The following is a 19,190-nucleotide window of genomic DNA, read 5'->3' as shown; positions in this document are numbered from 1 at the left end:
TCGACGCGGCCACGCGAGGGCTTCCCTATGGGCCCGGGTCGCTTCTCCCAGGCTTGTGATGGTCTCGCCCCGAGCGGCTCAGGTAGAACTCGCTCGGCGCCGTGCTGAATGACGGCCTGACATGCGGCGCAACATGGCGCGGTGGCAATGGTCGCGCTTGTCTAAGTCTTCATTCGGGTGTCTGACGCCGGTCCGGCGACGTTCACCCGCTGTCAGTATCCCACATCACCCGGCGGGCCAATTCGCCCCCGACACGGGCGCCCGGGTGCCGGGCCTACAGACCGGGGAACCAGAGCGCGATCTCGCGCTTGGCGGAATCGGTCGAATCGGACCCGTGCACCAGGTTGAACTGCGTCTCCAGCGCGAAATCGCCCCGAATCGTGCCCGGCGTGGCCTGCTCCACCGGGTCGGTGGCGCCGGCGATCTGCCGAAACGCCGCGATCGCGCGCGGTCCCTCCACGATTGCCGCGACCAACGGTCCCGAGGTGATGAACTCCAGCAACGGCTCGAAGAACGGCTTGCCCTCGTGTTCGGCGTAATGCTGGGCGGCCAGCTCCCCGCTGACCTGCCGAAGCTCCAGCGCCGCGATGGTGAGGCCTTTCCGCTCGATGCGGCTGATGACCTCGCCTATCAGGTGGCGCCCGACGGCATCGGGCTTGATCAGTACCAGGGTCCGTTCGGTCACGGCGCACAGCGTACAGAACCGGGCGGCGTCGACCGCTGCCTTACCGCTGCCTGCGCCTGACCTCGGCGCGGAAGTAGGCGATCAACGCCCATAACCCGGTGAACAGCACCCCGATGAATCCCACCCCCGGGTACACCGCGAAGCCCGCGAGAAGGAGCGCCTGGACACCCAGGTTCACCCAGATCGCCCAGGGCCTGCGCTGCAGCCCGGCCAGCAGGATCAGCACCGCGGCCAGGCCGATCAGGTAGGCCAGCGACGCGGCCGTCAGCCCGCCACCGACGGCGCCCACCACGGGTATGGCCAGCAACACCACGATCGCCTCCAGCATCAGCGTCGCGGCCATCACCGCGCGGAAGCTCTTCCAGGGGTCGGGACTCTGCTCGGTCAATCCGGATCACGACCGAACAGGCTCCGTGCGGCCCCGGCGGTGACGACCGAGCCGGTGATGACGATCCCCGTGCCGGCGAACGCCTCCCCCGCCTCCCTTGCCGCCCCGTCCGCGGCGGCGTCGTCGACCAGGGCGGTCGCGACGTCGATGGCGTCGCGCAGGTTTTCGGCGGTCGTCACCCGGTCGGGTCCGAACCGCTCACGGGCCGCCAGCGCCAGCGATTCGACGTCGAGCGCGCGTGGCGAGCCGTTGTGGGTGACGACGACGGAGTCGAACACCGGCTCCAGCGCCGCGAGGATCCCGTCGGTGTCCTTGTCGGCCATGATGGCGAGCACGCCGACCAGGAACCGGAAGTCGAACTCGCCGGCCAGCGTCCGCGCCAGCGCGGCGGCGCCGGCCGGATTGTGCGCGGCGTCGATGAAAACTGTTGGGGCGCTGCGCATCCGCTCCAGCCGGCCGGGGCTCGTCGCCGCGGCGAAACCGGCGCGGACCGCCTCGACGTCGAGCTGTCGCCGCGCACCGGCGCCGAAGAAGGCCTCGACCGCCGCGAGCGCCACCGCCGCGTTGTGCGCCTGGTGTTCGCCGTGCAGCGGCAGGTAGACGTCGGAGTACACCCCGCCGAGGCCCTGCAGCTGCAGGACCTGTCCGCCGACCGCGACCCGGCGGCCCAAGACCGCGAACTCCGAATCCTCGCGGGCCACCGCGGCGTCGGCGCGCACGGATTGGGCCAGCAGCACCTCCATCGCCTCGGGCGCCTGGCGCGCGATGACGGCGACGGTGTCGGGCGCGCCGTCGGGCGCCTTGGTGATGATGCCGGCCTTTTCGCCGGCGATCCCGGCGATGTCGTCGCCGAGGTAGTCGACGTGGTCGATGCCGACCGGGGTGATGACCGCCACCGGCGCGTTGATCACGTTGGTGGCGTCCCAGCGCCCGCCCATGCCGACCTCGACCACCGCGACGTCGACGGGCGCGTCGGCGAACGCGGCGAACGCCATCGCGGTGAGGACCTCGAATTTGCTCATCTTCGGGCCGCCGCCGGCCTCCGACTGCGCGTCGACCATCTGCACGAACGGCTCGATCTCCCGGTACGTCGCCACGTACTGGGCCGGGCTGATCGGCCGTCCGTCGATCGCGATCCGTTCGACCGCCGATTGCAGGTGCGGGCTGGTGGTTCGGCCGGTGCGCCGGTGCAGCGCGGTCACCAGCGCGTCGACCATCCGCGCCACGGAGGTCTTGCCGTTGGTGCCCGCGATGTGGATCGACGGATAGCCGAGTTGCGGTGAGCCCAGCAGGTCCATCAGCGCCCCGATCCGGGTCAGGCTCGGCTCGATCTTGGTCTCCGGCCAGCGTTGGTCCAGCAGGTGTTCGACCTGCAGCAGGGACGCGATCTCGTCCGGCGTGGGAGGCACCAAACTCATTGCAGCGCGGCCAGCCTGGCGGCGATCCGGCCGGTTTCCTCCTGGGCCACGCGCTGGCGGTCGCGGATCTTGCCGACGACGTGTTCGGGCGCCTTGGCGAGGAAGTCCGCGTTGGTCAGCTTGGCGGCGGTCGACGCCAGCTCCTTGTGCGCCGCCGCCAGATCCTTTTCGAGGCGGCGGCGCTCGGCGGCGACGTCGATGGTGCCCGAGGTGTCGAGTTCGACGACGACGGTGCGGTCCACGTTGGGGCCCAGGCGAACTTCCACCGACGCCGACGGCCGGAAATCCGGCCCCGGCGTGGTGAGCCAGGCCAGCGACGTCACGGCCGCCACCTGGGTGCCCAGATCCGACTCGTCGACGCCGGTCAACCGGGCCGGCACCTTCTGCCGGTCGGCCAGACCCTGGTCGCTGCGGAACCGGCGGACCTCGGTCACCAGTTTTTGCATGTCGGTAATCCGCTGCGCGGCAACCGGATCCGGGGTGATCCCCGACGGCTTCGGCCACTCGGCGATCACCAGCGACTCCGCATCGGTCAACGCCCGCCAGAGCGCCTCGGTGAGGAACGGGATGACCGGGTGCAGCAACCGCAGCAGCGTGTCGAGCACCGCGGCCAGCACGGCGGTGGTGTGGGTGAGCCCCTCGGAAAGCTGTGCCTTGGCCAATTCGACGTACCAGTCGCAGAATTCGTCCCACGCGAAGTGGTAGAGCGATTCGCAGGCCCGGCCGAACTCGTAGCCGTCGAAGGCCGAATCGACTTCGGCGCGAACCTCTTCCAGCCGCCCGAGAATCCAGCGATCGGCATCGGTGAGCCCGGCCGGCGCGGGTAACGGCGCCGGGGCGGCGCCGTTGAGCAGCGCGTACCGGGTGGCGTTGAACAGCTTGGTGCCGAAGTTGCGCGACGCCCGGACGGCGTCCTCGCCGACGGCCAAATCACCGCCGGGGCTGGCGCCGCGGGCCAGCGTGAACCGCAGCGCGTCGGCCCCGAACTTCTCCACCCAGTCCAGCGGGTCGATGACGTTGCCCTTGGACTTGCTCATCTTGCGGCCGGATTCGTCCCGGATCAGCCCGTGCAGGAAGACGTCGGTGAAGGGCACCTGCGGGCCGCGGCGGCCGCCGAGCGTGATGGCGTCGTCTCCGCCGACGAAGGTGCCGAACATCATCATCCGCGCGACCCAGAAGAACAGGATGTCGTAGCCGGTGACCAGAACGCTTGTCGGATAGAACTTTTCCAGTTCCGGGGTCTTTTCCGGCCAGCCCAGCGTGGAGAACGGCCACAGCGCCGACGAGAACCAGGTGTCCAGCACGTCGGGGTCCTGCTCCCAGCCGTCGGGGGGCGTCTCGTCGGGCCCGACGCACACCTGTTCGCCGTCGGGCCCGTACCAGATCGGGATGCGGTGGCCCCACCACAGCTGCCGCGAGATGCACCAGTCGTGCATGTCGTCGACCCAGGCGAACCAGCGCGGTTCCAGGCTGGCGGGGTGAATCACGGTGTCGCCGTTGCGAACCGCGTCGCCGGCGGCCTTGGCCAGCGACTCCACCCGGACCCACCACTGCAGCGACAGCCGCGGCTCGATCGGCTCGCCGCTGCGCTCGGAATGCCCGACGCTGTGCGGGTAGGGCCGCTTCTCCTCGACGATGCGGCCCTGCGCCGCCAGGGCTTCGCGCACCGCGACGCGGGCCTCGAAACGGTCCATCCCGTCGAATTGCGTTCCGGTGTCTGTGATCCGGCCCGTGGTGTCCAGGATCGAGATCATCGGCAGCCGGTGCCGCAGCCCGATCTCGAAGTCGTTCGGGTCGTGCGCGGGCGTGACCTTGACGGCGCCGGTGCCGAATTCGGGGTCCACGTGCTCGTCGGCCACGATGATGAGCTGCCGGTCCACGAAGGGGTGCGCCAGGCTGGTTCCGACCAGGTGGCGGTAGCGCTCGTCGTCGGGATGCACCGCGATCGCGGTGTCGCCGAGCATCGTCTCGACCCGGGTGGTGGCGACGACGATGTGGGGTTGCGAGTCGTCCAGCGAGCCGTACCGGAACGACACCAGTTCGCCGTCGACGTCAAGGTAGTTCACCTCGAGGTCCGAGATCGCCGTCCGAAGAACCGGGGACCAGTTGACCAGCCGCTCGGCCCGGTAGATCAGCCCCGCGTCGTAGAGCCGCTTGAAGATGGTTCGCACCGCCCGCGACAGGCCGTCGTCCATGGTGAACCGGTCGCGGCTCCAGTCCACGCCGTCGCCGAGCCGGCGCATCTGTTCACCGATGGCGCCGCCGGACTCGCGCTTCCACTCCCAGACCTTCTCGGTGAACAGCTCCCGGCCGAGGTCCTCCTTGGTCTTGCCGTCGACCGCGAGCTGGCGTTCCACCACGCTTTGCGTCGCGATGCCCGCGTGGTCGGTGCCCGGCTGCCACAGCACCTCGTAGCCCTGCATCCGCTTGCGGCGGGTCAGCGCGTCCATCATGGTGTGTTCCAGCGCGTGGCCCATGTGCAGGCTGCCCGTGACGTTCGGCGGCGGCAGCACGATCGAGTAGGCGGGCTTGGCGCTGGCCGGGTCCGCCCTGAAGTAGCCGGCGTCCAGCCATTTCTGATAGATCGCACCCTCCGCCGCGCCGGGATCCCACGACTTGGGCAGGTCGGCGGCGGAGCTGCGGCTGGCGGTCACCGGTCAATTCTAGGGAGACTCGTTTGCGCGCGCGTAAGCGGCCGAACCCGCAGGTCACGCGGATTCGACCGCAACCGCCGTCCCCGACGAATCAGGGAATGGTCAGCACTTGGCCGGGCTGAATCAGGTCGGGGTTGGGGATTCCGCTCGCATCGGCGATCACCTGGTACTTGTTGCCGTCGCCGTAGAAGCGCTCCGCGATGGCCCACAGGCTGTCACCGGATTCGACGGTGTACGTCCGAACGGCGGGTTCCGGCTCAGGAGCTCCTTCGGCGACGGGTTCCGCGACGGCTTCCGGAGCGGCCTCCTCGGCGGCGGGCTCCTCGGCCTCGGGGGCCGGCGGCGGCGCGTCCGTCTCGGTCTTTGTCGACCAGGCCGGCCCGTCGGCGGCGTACAGCACCAGGTTGCGATCGTCCTGGAGCACGAGTTTGACGTCCTTCTTGCCCTGGGTGTGGCTGTGCCACACCGGCTTGTCCGCCGTGTACACAACGAAATTGCCGTCGGGCTGCACCTCGGCGCGCACCACATTCTGGCCGTCGGTCCCGCTGGCCCAGATGGCTTGGCCGCGGGACGCCAGCACCAGGTTGCCGTCGTCTTGCAGTGTGAGGGTGTAGGCACCGTTGTTCGAGGTGAGCGATTCGCCCCGCACCAGCTTCTGTCCTGCGGTGAGCGTGTCTGACACTGCATTCCCCTCTCGTCGTCGCCGTCCGGCCGACTGAGGTCGGACGTATTTTCCTGTGTCCGATAACAACGAACCTACTCATCTTGGGTTGTCTTGGGCACCCTTGAATTCGACGCAATCGAAACCATCGGGGAACCGGCGGTGAACAATCCGGGCGGGCGCCCGCTACTTCTTGCCACCGAGCAGGCCGCCGAGGATATCGCCGAGCGCGCCGCCCTTTCCGCCCAACACGGTGCCGAGGATGCCGCCAAGGGATTTGTCGCCGGAGCCGCCGGCGAGGATGCTGCCCAGAACTTCGCTGAGGCCGCCGCTGGCGGCCGCCTCCTTTTTCTGGGGCGCACCGCTCCCGCCGCCGGAGCCGAGCTGTTTTCCGATGTATGCCAGCACAATTGGGAGCACCACCGGCAGCAACTGCTTGAGCAGATCACGGTTGCCCGCCCCGCGCTCGGCCAGCGCCGAGGCGACCTGGTCGGCGTCATTACCGCCGAAGAGCGTCGCGACCGCCTGGTGCCCGTCGCCCTCGCCCGGCCCCCCGCCAACGTCGAGCAGGCCGGCATGACTGCTTGCCAAGGATTCGATCCTGCTGGCGTGGTCGGGATCTTGCGAGTTCTGCTGCAGTCCGCCGAGCAGCGCCGGCACCAGGGTGTGAACGGCGCTGTCGACGTCGCCTTGGTCGGCGCCGAGCTTGCTTGCGATTTCAGACGTGGGAATGCTGTTGTACAGATCGTCGAGACCGGCCATCGGTGTGCCCACCTTCGTTCCTGGGATGTAGAGCCACGTCAACTACGACACTAGACGCCTGCGGTCTCGGCCAACAGCCTTCGCGCAGGACGGATTTGAGCCGCCGAATCGGCGCCCGGTCAGTTCAGCCGTTCGGTTCGCAGTGACACGCCGGCGGCCGGGAATCGCGCGAGCAGCGCGTCACCCATCGCGGCGGCGGGAGTCAGCACGCCGCGCAGATCGGAGAGCTTGTCGCGGTCCAGTGCCAGCGCCAGTCCGCACTCCCCCAACAGCACCGACGTCGCCTTGTAGCCCGGATCGCCCCGCTGTTCGATGCGCGCCACGTAGCGGGCGCCGCCGGTGGTGGCGGTGTAGGTCTCGGCCCGGTAGTACCCGCGCTCCCGAGCCGCCGCGCTCGGGCCGGTGCCGGGTTTGGGCACGATGCGCTCGACCAGGCGGCGCGGCAGCAGCCGGAAGTAGCGGCTGCCCAACCCGAACATCGCGTTACCGACGCCGCTGACGACGGCCGATGCCACCGGGGCGAGAGCCGAAGACCCGACGCTCATGTTCTCGCTGTAGCGGAACCGCCGACCGTACGCCCAGTCCAGCAACGCGTTGCTGCGTCGCACGATTCGGGTGTTGTAGGGCGCCATCACGAATCCCGCCGTCCACAGATCCGACAGTTCCGGCGCGATGTCACGACCACGGCGCCACGTCAGGTCGGGCTGCCGGCCGAGCTCGGGTTCGGCGCCGCGATCGGGGCTCAAGGTGTAGGGGTCGGCGAGCTGGCGGCGCGTGTCGGGGTCGCTCGAGGCGGCGTCCAGGACCTCGATCATCGACGCGACGGTGCCGCCGGACAGTCCGCCGGAGAAGGAGCGCACCACGAAGGACGTGTCGCCGAGCTCGCCGGCCCCGTCCCGCTGCGCCGCGCGGTACAGCGCGTACACGCTCAAATCCGAGGGGACCGAATCGAATCCGCAGGCGTGCACGATGCGGGCGCCGGTGTCGGCGGCCTGCTTGTGGTGGAGATCGATGCTGTCGCGGACGAACATGGCCTCGCCGGTCAGGTCGGCGTAATCGGTGCCGGCCGCCGCGCACGCGGCCACCAACGGCAACCCGTACCGGGTGTAGGGGCCGACCGTGGTGACGACGACCCGCGCCCGCGTGGCCATCGCGTTCAGCGTCGACGGCGACGACGCGTCGGCGGTCAGAACGGGCCAGTCCCGGGCGGAGTCGCCCAGGGTGTCGCGAACGGCGCGCAGGCGGTCCGGCGACCTGCCGGCCAACGCGATTCGCGCGCCCGCGCCGGCGCGTGCCAGGTATTCGGCGGTCAGCTTGCCCACGAAGCCGGTCGCCCCGTACAACACGATGTCGAACTCGCGCGACGTTGCGGTCACCAACCCGACGCTACCCGACCCGCAGACGGGTGGCGCCGGGCCCAAGGCCCGGCACCACCCCTACCTGCTGTACCTGTGACGGCGGCGATCAGCCGCGCCGACCGCAGACCGGCCACGCGCCGATGCCCTGCGTGTGCAGCACGTTCTCGGCCACCCGGATCTGCTCCTCGCGGCTCGCGCTGGCCGGGGAGCCCGAGCCACCGTTGGCGTGCCAGGTGCTCGACGTGAACTGCAGGCCGCCGGAGTAGCCGTTACCGGTGTTGATCCCCCAGTTTCCGCCCGACTCGCACTGCGCGATGGCATCCCAGTTCACGCTGTACGCCTGGTGAACGGGAGGAGGGGGCGGCGCGTCCGGGCCCGGCGGTGGCGGAACGTTCGGATCGAAGCCCACCGGCGCCGGCGGCGCATCGGGAGCCGGCGGCGGCGGGGCATCCGGAGCCGGCGGCGGGGGCACGGCGTCCGGGGCCGGCGGCGGGGGCGCGTCAGGGGCGACCCCGGCGGCGGGCACGTTCGGGTCAATGCCCATCGCGTCCGCGCTGGCGGTCGCCGATGGCACGCTCGCGAGCGTGCCCGCGATCGCGGCGAGAATGAGCGTCTTACGGACGTTCTTCAAATTTCTTCCTTTCGCGGTGCGCGCGCGCCAAAGCAACCCACGGGTGTGGGTTGGGGGATGCTTGGCTTACGGGATAGGTGCTCTGGGACGTGCCGTGTCTCCGGGCACGCCAGCGGCGGGCCGGATCGGCCCGGGTGGGGAACTGCCCACCGGCTGTGGCGCTATGGCGTCCACAGGCCCCGCTCGCACGCGGGTCCGTGATTCAATTTTCGATTACTTTCGGTTAACCCGTTTCGGGCTACGTGGGACCGTAGGGGACCCGGACCGCATCCGTCATCTTCGGAAAAGGGATATCTCGGTTCGATAACGGACCAATCACGGTGCGATCGCGAAGCCATTCTTGCTGGTCAGCTACGCCTTTTAGGCCGGTGCCCAGCCATCGCTGGGACAACCAAATCGTGAGCCGAATCACGCCAATATTGTGAGCTGGACCACGAAATTTGTGGAGCCACCCCCAGCGCCACGGCCCGGAAGCGGCCCGGACCGCCCGACGGCGAACCGGCAGCCGCTTTCGGCGAATTCACCGCAACAGCAATCGCTTTCGGCCGTCGACTGACATCACGGTGGCACGGAGGCCAGCGGGCGACGCGATGCTTTGCCCATCGCGCACAGCAAATTTGCCGCACAAGGCGGCGAATTCTTTGCGATTACGCGGGTTCGGTGGCGAGATCCGTGCTGCCGCAACACAATAGGAGATAGGCCGGCGAGGCGCGCCGCTCGCGCCGGGGCGGCGCTAATTCGATTTGTCCGGAAAAGAATTGTCGAATCCGATAAAAATCCCGGACTTTACACAAAAGATATAAAGGGCCGCACCACGCCGATTCAAGCCGATTCAAGCCGATTCAAGCCGCGCGTGGCGGCGGGCCTATTCTCAAGCCCCCGGCCGTACCAGGGCGCGCAGGTCGGCGTCCGTGTTGACGTTCGTCAGCGGCCGCGAATCCGGCAGGACGATCTGCTGGGCGTCTGAAGCGTCGATCAAGGCGCTCATCTTGCGCTCCCCGGCGGCGACCAGCGCGTCGATCCGGTCGGCCAGGTCGGTGCGGTACACCGCGGCCAGGTAGTGGCTGCGACCGTCCCAGGGCAACACCACCTCGGCGTCGGTCTCGGTGGCGAGGCGGACGAGGTCGTCGATCAATTCGACGGTCAGCAGCGGCATGTCGACGGCGCACACGAAGGCGAACCGCGCGCCCGCCTCCGCGGCCGCGCGCAGTCCACGCCCGGTCGCCGGCAGCGGTCCCAGCCCGCGCACCTCGTCGCGGATGATGCGGGCCCGTAGCGCCGGCAACGGTTGTCCCGGGGCGGCCATCACGAAAACGGGTTCGCAGCGCTGGGCGACAACACCCACGACGAACTCGGCCAGGGTGGCCGCGCCGCCGGGCCCCGGCAGGCCGGCCTTGTCACGGCCCATGCGCCGCGATTCGCCTCCTGCGAGGACTATCCCCGCCAGCGACCCGGCCTGTTCCGCCGCGTCGGGCACGCGCTCGGCCACGTCAGTCGACGGTCCAGGTGTCGCGCCCGCGCAGCAGCGACTGCAGGGCGCCGGAGTCGAACGGCTTCGACGACCGGGCGGCACGAACCTGGGAGCGCGCCGCGTCGTCGTAGGTGGGGCGCTTGACGTCACGGAAGATGCCCAGCACGGTGTGGTCGAGGTTCTGATCGGAGAGTCGGGACAGCGCGAACGCGTAGGCCGACTCGTCGGCGTGCGCGTCGTGGACGACGATCTCCTCGACGGCCACGTCGGCGGTCTTCGCCACCTCCAGGCTGAACCCCGACTTCACCACGCAGTATTCGCCGTTGGCGCCGAACACAATTGGCTCGCCGTGGCGGACGTTGATCACCCGCTCCTCGGCGCCCTCCTTGCGCAGCGCATCGAAGGAGCCGTCGTTGAAAATCGGGCAGTCCTGCAGGATTTCGACAACCGCCGCGCCCCGGTGCTCGGCGGCGCCGCGCAGCACCTCGGTGAGGCCGCTGCGGTCGGAGTCCAGCGCGCGACCGACGAAGGTGGCCTCGGCGCCCAGCGCCAGCGAGACCGGGTTGAACGGGTGATCCAGCGACCCCATCGGTGTCGACTTGGTGACCTTGCCGACCTCCGACGTCGGCGAGTACTGGCCCTTGGTCAGCCCGTAGATCCGGTTGTTGAACAGCAGGATCGTGATGTTGACGTTGCGGCGCAGCGCGTGGATCAGATGGTTGCCGCCGATCGACAGCGCGTCGCCGTCGCCGGTGACCACCCACACCGACAGGTCCTCGCGGGCCAGCGCCAAACCGGTCGCGATGGCCGGCGCGCGGCCGTGGATGGAGTGAAACCCGTAGGTCTCCAGGTAGTACGGGAAGCGGCTCGAGCAGCCGATGCCGCTGACGAACACGATGTTCTCGCGGCGCAGCCCGAGGTCCGGCAGGAAGTTGCGGATGGTGTTGAGGATGACGTAGTCACCGCAGCCCGGGCACCAGCGCACCTCCTGGTCGGTGGTGAAGTCCTTGGCCTTCTGCGGCTGGTCTTCAACAGAGACGGTGGGCACCCCGTCGTTTTTGGTCAACCTCGGAGTCAGCCCGAGGTCCGTGCCCGCCAGATCGCCGATCACGTCAGTCATGTCGGTCATGCGCTAGCTCCCGCTCCAACCGTTGCCGCCGCCATTCTGGCGACCATCGTCTTGTCTTGCTCAACCTCGGCCAGCGTTCCGCCCAGCGCGGCGCGGATGACGCGCCCTATCTCGTCGGCGAGGAACGCGACACCCTGAACCTTGGTGACCGATTGCACGTCGACCAGATACTTGCCCCGCAGCACCAGCGCCAGCTGGCCCAGGTTCATCTCCGGGCATACCACCTTCGGGTAGCGCCGGAGCACGTCGCCCAGGTTCGCCGGGAAGGGGCTGAGGTGGCGCAGGTGGGCGTGCGCGACCTTGATGCCCTTGCGCCGCGCGCGCCGGCAGGCTTCACCGATGGGACCGTACGAGCTGCCCCACCCGATCAGCAGCAGCTCGGCGTCCCCGGTCGGGTCGTCGACCTCCAGGTCGGGAACGGCGATGCCGTCGATCTTGGCCTGCCGCAACCGGACCATGAGGTCGTGGTTGACCGGCTCGTAGGAGATGTTGCCCGAGCCGTTCGCCGCCTCCAGGCCACCGATGCGGTGCTCCAGCCCGGGGGTGCCCGGCACGGCGAATTGGCGGGCGAGCGTTTCCGGGTCGCGCGCGTACGGCTGGAAGGGCTCGCCCGATTTGGCGAAGGTGTGCTTGATGGGCTGCAGCGCGCCGACGTCCGGAATTCGCCATGGCTCAGAGCCGTTGGCGATCGCGCCGTCGGACAACACGATCACCGGGGTGTGATAGGACACCGCGATGCGCGCCGCCTCGAGGGCGATCTCGAAGCAGTCGGACGGCGACCGTGGCGCCAGCACCGCCACGGGTGACTCCCCATTCCGGCCGTACAACGCCTGCAGCAGGTCGGCCTGCTCGGTCTTGGTGGGCAGGCCGGTCGAGGGACCACCCCGCTGCACGTCGATGACCAGCAACGGCAGCTCGGTCATCACCGCGAGGCCCAACGCCTCCGACTTCAGCGAAATCCCCGGCCCGGACGTGCTGGTGACGCCGAGCGCGCCGCCGTAGGACGCGCCGATCGCCGCGCAGATGCCGCCGATTTCGTCTTCGGCCTGGAAGGTGATCACGTTGAAGTTCTTGTGCTTGGACAGCTCGTGCAGGATGTCGGAGGCCGGCGTGATCGGATAGCTGCCGAGCACGACCGAAATGCCCGCCAGCTGACCGGCCGCCACAATGCCGTACGCCAGCGCGGTGTTGCCCGAGATCTGGCGATATTCGCCGGACGGCAGGGTCGCCCGCGACACCTCGTAGGTGGTGCCGAACGCCTCGGTCGTCTCGCCGTAGTTCCAGCCCGCCTTGAGCGCGAGGACGTTGGCCTCCGCGATGTCGGGCTTGCGGGCGAACTTCTCCCGGATGAATTTCTCGCTGGCCTCGATCGGCCGCCCGTACATCCAGGACAAAAGGCCAAGGGCGAACATGTTTTTGGCGCGCTGACCGTCCTTCTTCGACGCGCCGATCGCCTCGACGGCCCCGAGGGTCAGCGTGGTCATGGCGACGGAGTGCACGACGTAGTCGGACAATTCGTCGGACTCCAGCGGGTTGGTGACGTAACCCACCTTCGTCAGGTTGCGCTTGGTGAACTCGTCGGAGTTCGCGATCACCATTCCGCCGCGCGGCAAGTCGCCGATGTTGGCCTTCAGCGCCGCCGGGTTCATGGCGACGAGGACGTCGGGGCGGTCGCCGGCGGTCAGGATGTCGTAGTCGGCGATCTGGATTTGGAAGGACGAGACCCCGGGCAAAGTGCCTGCGGGAGCGCGGATCTCGGCGGGATAGTTCGGCTGGGTCGCCAGGTCGTTGCCGAAAAGCGCCGCCTCGGACGTGAACCGGTCACCGGTCAGCTGCATGCCGTCGCCGGAGTCCCCGGCGAACCGGATGACGACTTGTTCCAGACGCTGCCGCTCGGACCCGGTGCGAGAGGACCCATTCCGAGGGGAGCCATCGCGAGAATCAGACCCGGCTCCGCTGCCGTTCGGATCCACGTCTCCGCCTTCCATTCGTTGTGCGGATAAGACTCCGCTGGAGCTTTAGGGTACGCGCCGCCGGCGGACTCCCCGCGCCCTCACGCTTGTGTGTCACTAGCGGTACCAATTATGGCACTGCTCCCTGGGGCGCATGGGCGTCTCGGACCCATTGCATGCAGCGAGTTTGTCGCTAAAGCCGAAGTCAGCATGGGGATGGGGTGCGGATCACTCGAAACTGTGTTATTGATCACGCCCGGCCCCGCGGTGATGCGGGTTCCGCGGGAGGTCGACGGCGCGCTGAAGCGTTAGGCGGTCTTGTCGCGGCGCTCGCTGCGCGACGGCTTGCGCGGCACGATCGTCGGCAACACGTTGTCCTGCACGGTCTCCTTGGTCACCACGACCTTGGCGACGTCGTCGCGGCTCGGGATGTCGTACATCACCGGCAGCAGGACTTCCTCCATGATCGCGCGCAGACCGCGGGCGCCGGTGCCGCGGTGGATCGCTTGGTCGGCGATCGCCTCCAGCGCGTCGTCGCTGAACTCCAGCTCCACGCCGTCCATTTCGAAAAGCCGGGTGTACTGCTTGACCAACGCGTTCTTCGGCTCGGACAGGATCTTGACCAACGACTCCATGTCGAGGTTGGTGACCGAGGCAACCACCGGGAGCCGCCCGATGAACTCGGGGATCAGGCCGAACTTGATGAGGTCCTCGGGCATGACGTCGGCGAAGTGGTCGGTGGTGTCGATCTCGGCCTTGGAGCGAACCTCGGCGCCGAAGCCCAGCCCGCGCTTGCCGACGCGCTCGTAGATGATCTTCTCCAGCCCGGCGAACGCGCCCGCGACGATGAAAAGCACGTTGGTGGTGTCGATCTGGATGAACTCTTGATGGGGGTGCTTGCGGCCGCCCTGCGGGGGAACCGACGCCTGGGTGCCCTCCAGGATCTTCAGCAGGGCCTGCTGGACGCCCTCACCGGAGACGTCGCGGGTGATCGACGGGTTCTCGCTCTTGCGGGCGATCTTGTCGACCTCGTCGATGTAGATGATGCCGGTCTCGGCGCGCTTGACGTCGTAGTCGGCGGCCTGGATGAGTTTCAGCAAGATGTTCTCGACGTCCTCACCGACGTAACCGGCCTCGGTCAGCGCGGTGGCATCGGCGATGGCGAACGGCACGTTGAGCATCTTGGCCAGCGTCTGGGCCAGGTAGGTCTTACCGCAGCCGGTGGGCCCGAGCATCAGGATGTTGGACTTGGTCAGCTCCACGGGCTCCGCCCGGGAATCACGGCCCTTCTCGCCGGCCTGAATCCGCTTGTAGTGGTTGTAAACCGCGACGGCCAGCGTCCGCTTCGCCGTGTCCTGCCCGATGACGTATCCCTCGAGGAATTCGCGGATCTCGGCGGGCTTGGGCAGTTCGTCGAGCTTGACGTCGTCGGCGTCGGCGAGTTCCTCTTCGATGATCTCGTTACAGAGGTCGATGCACTCATCGCAGATGTACACACCGGGACCCGCAATGAGTTTCTTGACCTGCTTCTGGCTCTTCCCGCAGAACGAGCACTTAAGCAGGTCGCCGCCGTCTCCGATGCGCGCCATGGTGCTGAGGGCCTACTTCCTGTTCGCCGGTCGTCTTGCTCTGCCGCATGTATCCCCCGACGCTACCCGCTTGCTCGCGTTCGCGGCGACCATTAGCGCCGAATAGCGTCGTTGGTATTCGTTGGTATTCATGGTATTCATGCCTGTCGGTCTGAATGAAACATATAGGCAGACCCCGCCGGTCACTCGCTGAGACGCGCCTTCCGTGTCTTTGGCGTGTCGCGGTCGTTACCCGTTCGAGCCGGATGCGCCGTCCACCCGATGGCTGTTTGGCCAGCCCAACGCCCGTCCACCCTAGAGTGATTGAGTGGGATTGGCTTTGCCCCGCGAATCCGTGCTGATCGCCGATGGCGGCCTGGCCACCGAGCTCGAAGCGCGCGGTCATGACCTGTCCGACCCGTTGTGGTCGGCCAGGCTGCTGGCCGACGACCCGCGGGAGATCGTCGCGGTGCACTCCGCATATTTTCGTGCGGGCGCCAAGATTGCGACGACCGCAAGCTATCAGGCGTCGTTCGAGGGCTTCGCGGCCCGTGGAATCGACCGACGGGACGCCGCCGCGTTGCTGCGCCGCAGCGTCGAACTCGCCAAGGCCGCGCGTGACGAAGCCGGCGCGGCTGGGCTGCTCGTCGCCGCCTCGGTCGGCCCGTACGGCGCGGCGCTGGCCGACGGGTCCGAATATCGCGGACGCTACGGCCTGTCCGTCGCGGCGTTGATGCGCTGGCATCGGCCCCGGCTGGAAATCCTGGCCGACGCCGGCGCCGACGTGCTCGCCCTGGAAACCGTGCCCGATCTCGACGAGGCCGAGGCGCTGGTCGATCTGGTTCGCTCCGTCGGCGTGCCCGCCTGGCTCAGCTACACCATCGACGGGACGCGGACCCGCGCCGGGCAGCCACTCGCCGAGGCGTTCGCGGTGGCCGCCGGGGCCGACGAGATCGTGGCGATCGGCGTCAACTGCTGTGCGCCCGACGACGTGCTGCCGGCGATCGGCATGTCGTCCGATGTCGGCAAGCCGGTGATCGTCTACCCCAACAGCGGCGAGCGCTGGGACGGCCGCGCGTGGGTCGGGCCGCGAAGGTTCTCCGCGCGGCTCGCGACGCGGTGGGCGGCGGCCGGCGCGCGCATCGTCGGCGGCTGCTGCCGCGTGCGGCCCGCCGACATCGCCGAACTGGCGCCGGCACTTTCGCCGAGCGTGTTCTGAGGGCGCAAAATCGGCCGATTTCTCGCCCTCAGAACACGCTCGGCGAAGGGGGCTACGCGGTCTGCGCGGACAGCTTCCGGTATTCCAGGACGGTGTCGATGATCCCGTAGTCCTTGGCCTCTTCGGCGGTCAGGATCTTGTCCCGGTCGGTGTCCTTGCGGATCACCGCGGCGTCCTTATTGGTGTGCCGGGCCAGCGTGGTCTCCATCAGCGTGCGCATCCGCTCGATCTCGGCGGCCTGGATCTCCAGGTCGGAGAACTGGCCCTGGATCACGCCGGACAGCGACGGCTGGTGGATCAGGACCCGCGCGTTGGGCAGCGCCATCCGCTTGCCCGGCGTCCCGGCGGCCAGCAGCACCGCCGCCGCCGAGGCGGCCTGACCCAGGCACACCGTCTGGATGTCGGCGCGCACGTACTGCATGGTGTCGTAGATCGCCATCAGCGAGGTGAACCCCCCGCCGGGCGAGTTGATGTACATGGTGATGTCGCGGTCGGGGTCCAGCGACTCGAGCACCAGCAGCTGGGCCATGATGTCGTTGGCCGAGGCGTCGTCGACCTGGACGCCGAGGAAGATGATGCGCTCCTCGAACAGCTTGTTGTAGGGGTTGGACTCCTTGACGCCGAAGCTGGAGTGCTCGATGAACGACGGCAGGATGTACCGCGCCTGGGGCTGGATCTGATTCACTGGGCTTCTCCGTTGGTGATGTGGGCGGCGCGGGTGATGATGTGGTCGACGAACCCGTATTCCAGGGCTTCCTGGGCGGTGAACCAGCGGTCCCGGTCCGAGTCGGCCTCGATGCGCTCGATCGGCTGGCCGGTGAATTCCGCGTTGAGCCGGAACATTTCCTTTTTGATGACGGCGAACTGCTCGGCCTGGATGGCGATGTCGGCCGCGCTGCCGGTCACCCCGCCCAGCGGCTGGTGCATCAGGATGCGGGCGTGCGGCAGCGCGTAGCGCTTGCCCTTGGTGCCGGCCGCCAGCAGGAATTCGCCCATCGAGGCGGCCATGCCCATCGCGTAGGTGGCGATGTCGCAGGGCGCCAGGACCATGGTGTCGTAGATCGCCATCCCGGCGCTGATCGAGCCGCCCGGCGAGTTGATGTACAGCGAGATGTCCTTGGTGGCGTCCTCGGCGGCGAGCAGCAGGATCTGTGCGCACAGCCGGTTGGCGATCTCGTCGCTCACCTCCGAGCCCAGGAAGATGATGCGCTCGGAGAGCAAGCGCTCATAGACCGAGTCCGTGAGGTTGAGACCCTGCGAGTTCGAACGCATGTCAGTCGCTTTGCTCACAGTTGGGACACCTGCTTTCTCGAGTTCTTCTCTGCACCGACCCTAACCAACCAAGCCCCTGTGCGGCGGCCGCGCACCCCCCTGAAACGGGCGCGTTCGCTCACAGCGTCATAGCCGGTCACTTGGCTTCATCGTCGGCGGCGTCCCCGGCGTCGGCTTCCGGGCCGGCTTTGTCGGCCTCCTCAGCCACACCCACCGGCTCGGCATCGTCACCCTCCGGGCCGGCTTTGTCGGCCTCCTCAGCCTCACCCACCGGCTCGGCATCGTCACCCTCCGGGCCGGCTTTGTCGGCCTCCTCAGACACACCCACCGGTTCGGCCTCGTCACCCTCCGGGCGCCTGCCGAAAAACTCGCTCGTGTCGATGGCGTTTCCGTCGGTGTCGGTGACGGTGGCCGCGTCGATCACCGCGGCGAGGGTCAGCTCGCGACGGACATCGGCGAACATGGCCGACAGCTGGTTGTGCTCCCGCAGGTAGGCCAACAGCTGCTGCGGCTCGACGCCGTACTGCCGGGCCGCCATCACCAGTCGTTCGGTGATGTCGGTCTGGCCGACGCGGACCTGCAAGTCGTCGGCCAGCGCGTCCAGCAGCAGCTGCCGCTTGACGTCCGTCTCCGCGGCGTTGTGCGCGTCGACCTCGAACTGCTGGCGAGACTTGCCCTGGCCCGCGAGGATCTGTTCGAACTGGGCCTCGTCGTGGTTCACACCGCTGAGTGCACCGTGCAGGGCGCTGTCGAACTGGGCCTTGACGATCGTCTCCGGCAGCGGCACGTCGACCTGATCGAGGAGGGCCTCGATCGCCGCGTCGCGAATCTGCGCGGCCTGCCGCACGCGCTTGGCCTGACCCACCTGGTCGCGGAGGTTGGACCGCAGCTCGTCAATGGTGTCGAATTCGCTGGCCAACTGGGCGAACTCGTCGTCGGGATCCGGCAGTTCACGTTCCTTGATCGACCGGACGGTGACGGTGACCTGCGCGTCTTGGCCGGCGTGTTCGCCGGTCGCCAACGTCGCGGTGAATTCCCGGGATTCGTCGACGGACAGGCCGACGAGCGCGTCGTCGAGGCCCTCGATGAGCCGGCCGGAGCCGACCTCGTGGGACAGTCCCTCGGTGCGGGCGTTGGGCACGTCCTCGCCGCCGACGGTGGCCGACAGGTCGATAGAGACGAAGTCACCGAGAGCCACCGGCCGGTCCACCCCTTTCAGGGTGCCGAACCGGGCACGCAACGACTCCAGTTCGGCGTCGACGTCGGCGTCGGTGACCTCGACCGGATCCACCGAGACCGTCAGCCCACCCAGGTCGGGAAGGGTGATCTCGGGACGGACGTCGACCTCCGCGGTGAACGCCAGCTCCTGGCCGTACTCCTTCTTGGTGACCTCGATGCTGGGCTGGCCGAGCGGCTGCACGTCCGACTCCGCCACCGCCTGTCCGTACCGGGCGGGCAGCGCCTCGTTGACGACCTGGTCGAGCATCGCCTCCCGGCCGAAGCGGGCCTCGAGCAGCTTCGCGGGCGCCTTACCGGGCCGGAAACCGGGCAGCCGAATCTGTTTGGCCAGCTCCTTGTAGGCCCGTTGAAAATCGGGTTCCAGTTCGGTGAACGGCACCTCCACGTTGATGCGCACCCGGGTGGGGCTCAACTGCTCGACGCTGCTCTTCACGGGTGTCGCTCCTCGGTGTCTGGTCGTGCCGCGGTACGGCGCCGGTCTGGTCGGGGTGACAGGATTTGAACCTGCGGCCTTCCGCTCCCAAAGCGGATGCGCTACCAAGCTGCGCTACACCCCGCGCTGACCTCGATGATCCTAAGGCCCGTCGGGGTCGGGCTCGCCACAGGCCGCGCGGCGGCCCCAAGACCTCACGGAGCGATCACGGAACCGCTTCGATTAGATTTGAAAGTGACCGCCAGATACAGTCTCGCTCGACTAACACTTGCGGGCGTAGCTCAATGGTAGAGCCCTAGTCTTCCAAACTAGCTACGCGGGTTCGATTCCCGTCGCCCGCTCCGGCTAAC

At 68.3% G+C, this 19,190-nt stretch carries 16 protein-coding genes and 2 tRNA genes; 2 read left to right on the top strand and 16 right to left on the bottom strand.

The window, feature by feature from the left end; genetic code table 11:
- Nucleotides 1-274: 274 nt before the first annotated feature.
- From ndk to clpX, 12 genes are all read right to left on the bottom strand, one after another.
- Complete coding sequence (gene ndk / locus G6N25_RS17720; protein WP_083072029.1) at nucleotides 275-685, bottom strand: nucleoside-diphosphate kinase; 411 nt, start codon at nucleotides 683-685, stop codon at nucleotides 275-277.
- Between the two features lie 40 nt (nucleotides 686-725).
- Complete coding sequence (locus G6N25_RS17715; RefSeq protein WP_372506717.1) at nucleotides 726-1,028, bottom strand: DUF4233 domain-containing protein; 303 nt, start codon at nucleotides 1,026-1,028, stop codon at nucleotides 726-728.
- Between the two features lie 41 nt (nucleotides 1,029-1,069).
- Nucleotides 1,070-2,491, bottom strand: coding sequence for a bifunctional tetrahydrofolate synthase/dihydrofolate synthase (folC, locus tag G6N25_RS17710; protein ID WP_083072027.1), 1,422 nt, complete (start codon nucleotides 2,489-2,491; stop codon nucleotides 1,070-1,072).
- Nucleotides 2,488-5,145 carry a valine--tRNA ligase gene (locus G6N25_RS17705; RefSeq protein WP_083072026.1) on the bottom strand — a complete coding sequence of 886 codons (2,658 nt, stop codon included), beginning with the start codon at nucleotides 5,143-5,145 and terminating at the stop codon, nucleotides 2,488-2,490. Before G6N25_RS17705 ends, folC begins: the two co-directional genes overlap by 4 nt.
- Before the next feature lie 91 nt (nucleotides 5,146-5,236).
- Entirely contained in the window at nucleotides 5,237-5,827 is a 591-nt protein-coding gene (locus G6N25_RS17700) for a LysM peptidoglycan-binding domain-containing protein (RefSeq protein WP_083072025.1), read from the bottom strand.
- 165 nt (nucleotides 5,828-5,992) lie between these two features.
- Nucleotides 5,993-6,568, bottom strand: a complete 576-nt coding sequence (locus tag G6N25_RS17695; protein ID WP_083072120.1) for a DUF937 domain-containing protein — start codon at nucleotides 6,566-6,568, stop codon at nucleotides 5,993-5,995.
- A gap of 119 nt (nucleotides 6,569-6,687) precedes the next feature.
- On the bottom strand, nucleotides 6,688-7,944 hold the full coding sequence (locus tag G6N25_RS17690; protein ID WP_083072119.1) for a saccharopine dehydrogenase family protein: 1,257 nt from the start codon (nucleotides 7,942-7,944) through the stop codon (nucleotides 6,688-6,690).
- Between the two features lie 88 nt (nucleotides 7,945-8,032).
- Complete coding sequence (locus G6N25_RS17685) at nucleotides 8,033-8,557, bottom strand: transglycosylase family protein (RefSeq protein WP_163672476.1); 525 nt, start codon at nucleotides 8,555-8,557, stop codon at nucleotides 8,033-8,035.
- Between the two features lie 871 nt (nucleotides 8,558-9,428).
- Entirely contained in the window at nucleotides 9,429-10,046 is a 618-nt protein-coding gene (gene mobA, locus G6N25_RS17680) for a molybdenum cofactor guanylyltransferase (RefSeq protein WP_083072024.1), read from the bottom strand.
- 1 nt (nucleotide 10,047) lies between these two features.
- Nucleotides 10,048-11,148 (bottom strand): 2-oxoacid:ferredoxin oxidoreductase subunit beta, encoded by a 1,101-nt coding sequence (locus G6N25_RS17675; RefSeq protein ID WP_083072117.1) that lies wholly within the window; start codon nucleotides 11,146-11,148, stop codon nucleotides 10,048-10,050.
- Nucleotides 11,149-11,153: 5 nt separating this feature from the next.
- On the bottom strand, nucleotides 11,154-13,130 hold the full coding sequence (locus G6N25_RS17670) for a 2-oxoacid:acceptor oxidoreductase subunit alpha (RefSeq protein WP_142272438.1): 1,977 nt from the start codon (nucleotides 13,128-13,130) through the stop codon (nucleotides 11,154-11,156).
- 287 nt (nucleotides 13,131-13,417) lie between these two features.
- The gene (gene clpX / locus G6N25_RS17665; protein WP_083072022.1) at nucleotides 13,418-14,698 is read right to left on the bottom strand and encodes an ATP-dependent Clp protease ATP-binding subunit ClpX; all 1,281 of its coding nucleotides are present in this window, start codon (nucleotides 14,696-14,698) and stop codon (nucleotides 13,418-13,420) included.
- A gap of 313 nt (nucleotides 14,699-15,011) precedes the next feature.
- On the opposite strand from clpX, the gene mmuM reads away from it, so the two are divergent.
- Complete coding sequence (gene mmuM / locus G6N25_RS17660) at nucleotides 15,012-15,896, top strand: homocysteine S-methyltransferase (RefSeq protein WP_163672621.1); 885 nt, start codon at nucleotides 15,012-15,014, stop codon at nucleotides 15,894-15,896.
- 52 nt (nucleotides 15,897-15,948) lie between these two features.
- Here the strand turns inward: mmuM and clpP2 are convergent, their stop codons facing one another.
- The 4 genes from clpP2 to G6N25_RS17640 form a co-directional block, all read right to left on the bottom strand.
- The gene (clpP2, locus tag G6N25_RS17655) at nucleotides 15,949-16,581 is read right to left on the bottom strand and encodes an ATP-dependent CLP protease proteolytic subunit ClpP2 (RefSeq protein ID WP_083072020.1); all 633 of its coding nucleotides are present in this window, start codon (nucleotides 16,579-16,581) and stop codon (nucleotides 15,949-15,951) included.
- Nucleotides 16,578-17,186 (bottom strand): ATP-dependent CLP protease proteolytic subunit ClpP1, encoded by a 609-nt coding sequence (gene clpP1 / locus G6N25_RS17650; RefSeq protein WP_142272437.1) that lies wholly within the window; start codon nucleotides 17,184-17,186, stop codon nucleotides 16,578-16,580. The genes clpP2 and clpP1 overlap by 4 nt, the downstream gene beginning before the upstream one ends.
- A gap of 118 nt (nucleotides 17,187-17,304) precedes the next feature.
- Complete coding sequence (tig, locus tag G6N25_RS17645) at nucleotides 17,305-18,840, bottom strand: trigger factor (protein WP_083072019.1); 1,536 nt, start codon at nucleotides 18,838-18,840, stop codon at nucleotides 17,305-17,307.
- Between the two features lie 47 nt (nucleotides 18,841-18,887).
- Nucleotides 18,888-18,964 (bottom strand) — tRNA-Pro (locus G6N25_RS17640).
- Nucleotides 18,965-19,110: 146 nt separating this feature from the next.
- Between G6N25_RS17640 and G6N25_RS17635 the strand changes: the two genes are divergently transcribed.
- Nucleotides 19,111-19,181: transfer RNA gene (locus G6N25_RS17635), tRNA-Gly, on the top strand.
- The last annotated feature ends 9 nt before the right edge of the window (nucleotides 19,182-19,190 follow it).

Source organism: Mycobacterium heidelbergense (genome assembly GCF_010730745.1).
In the GTDB taxonomy this organism is placed as follows: domain Bacteria; phylum Actinomycetota; class Actinomycetes; order Mycobacteriales; family Mycobacteriaceae; genus Mycobacterium; species Mycobacterium heidelbergense.
This window is presented reverse-complemented; position numbering and strand designations above follow the sequence as displayed.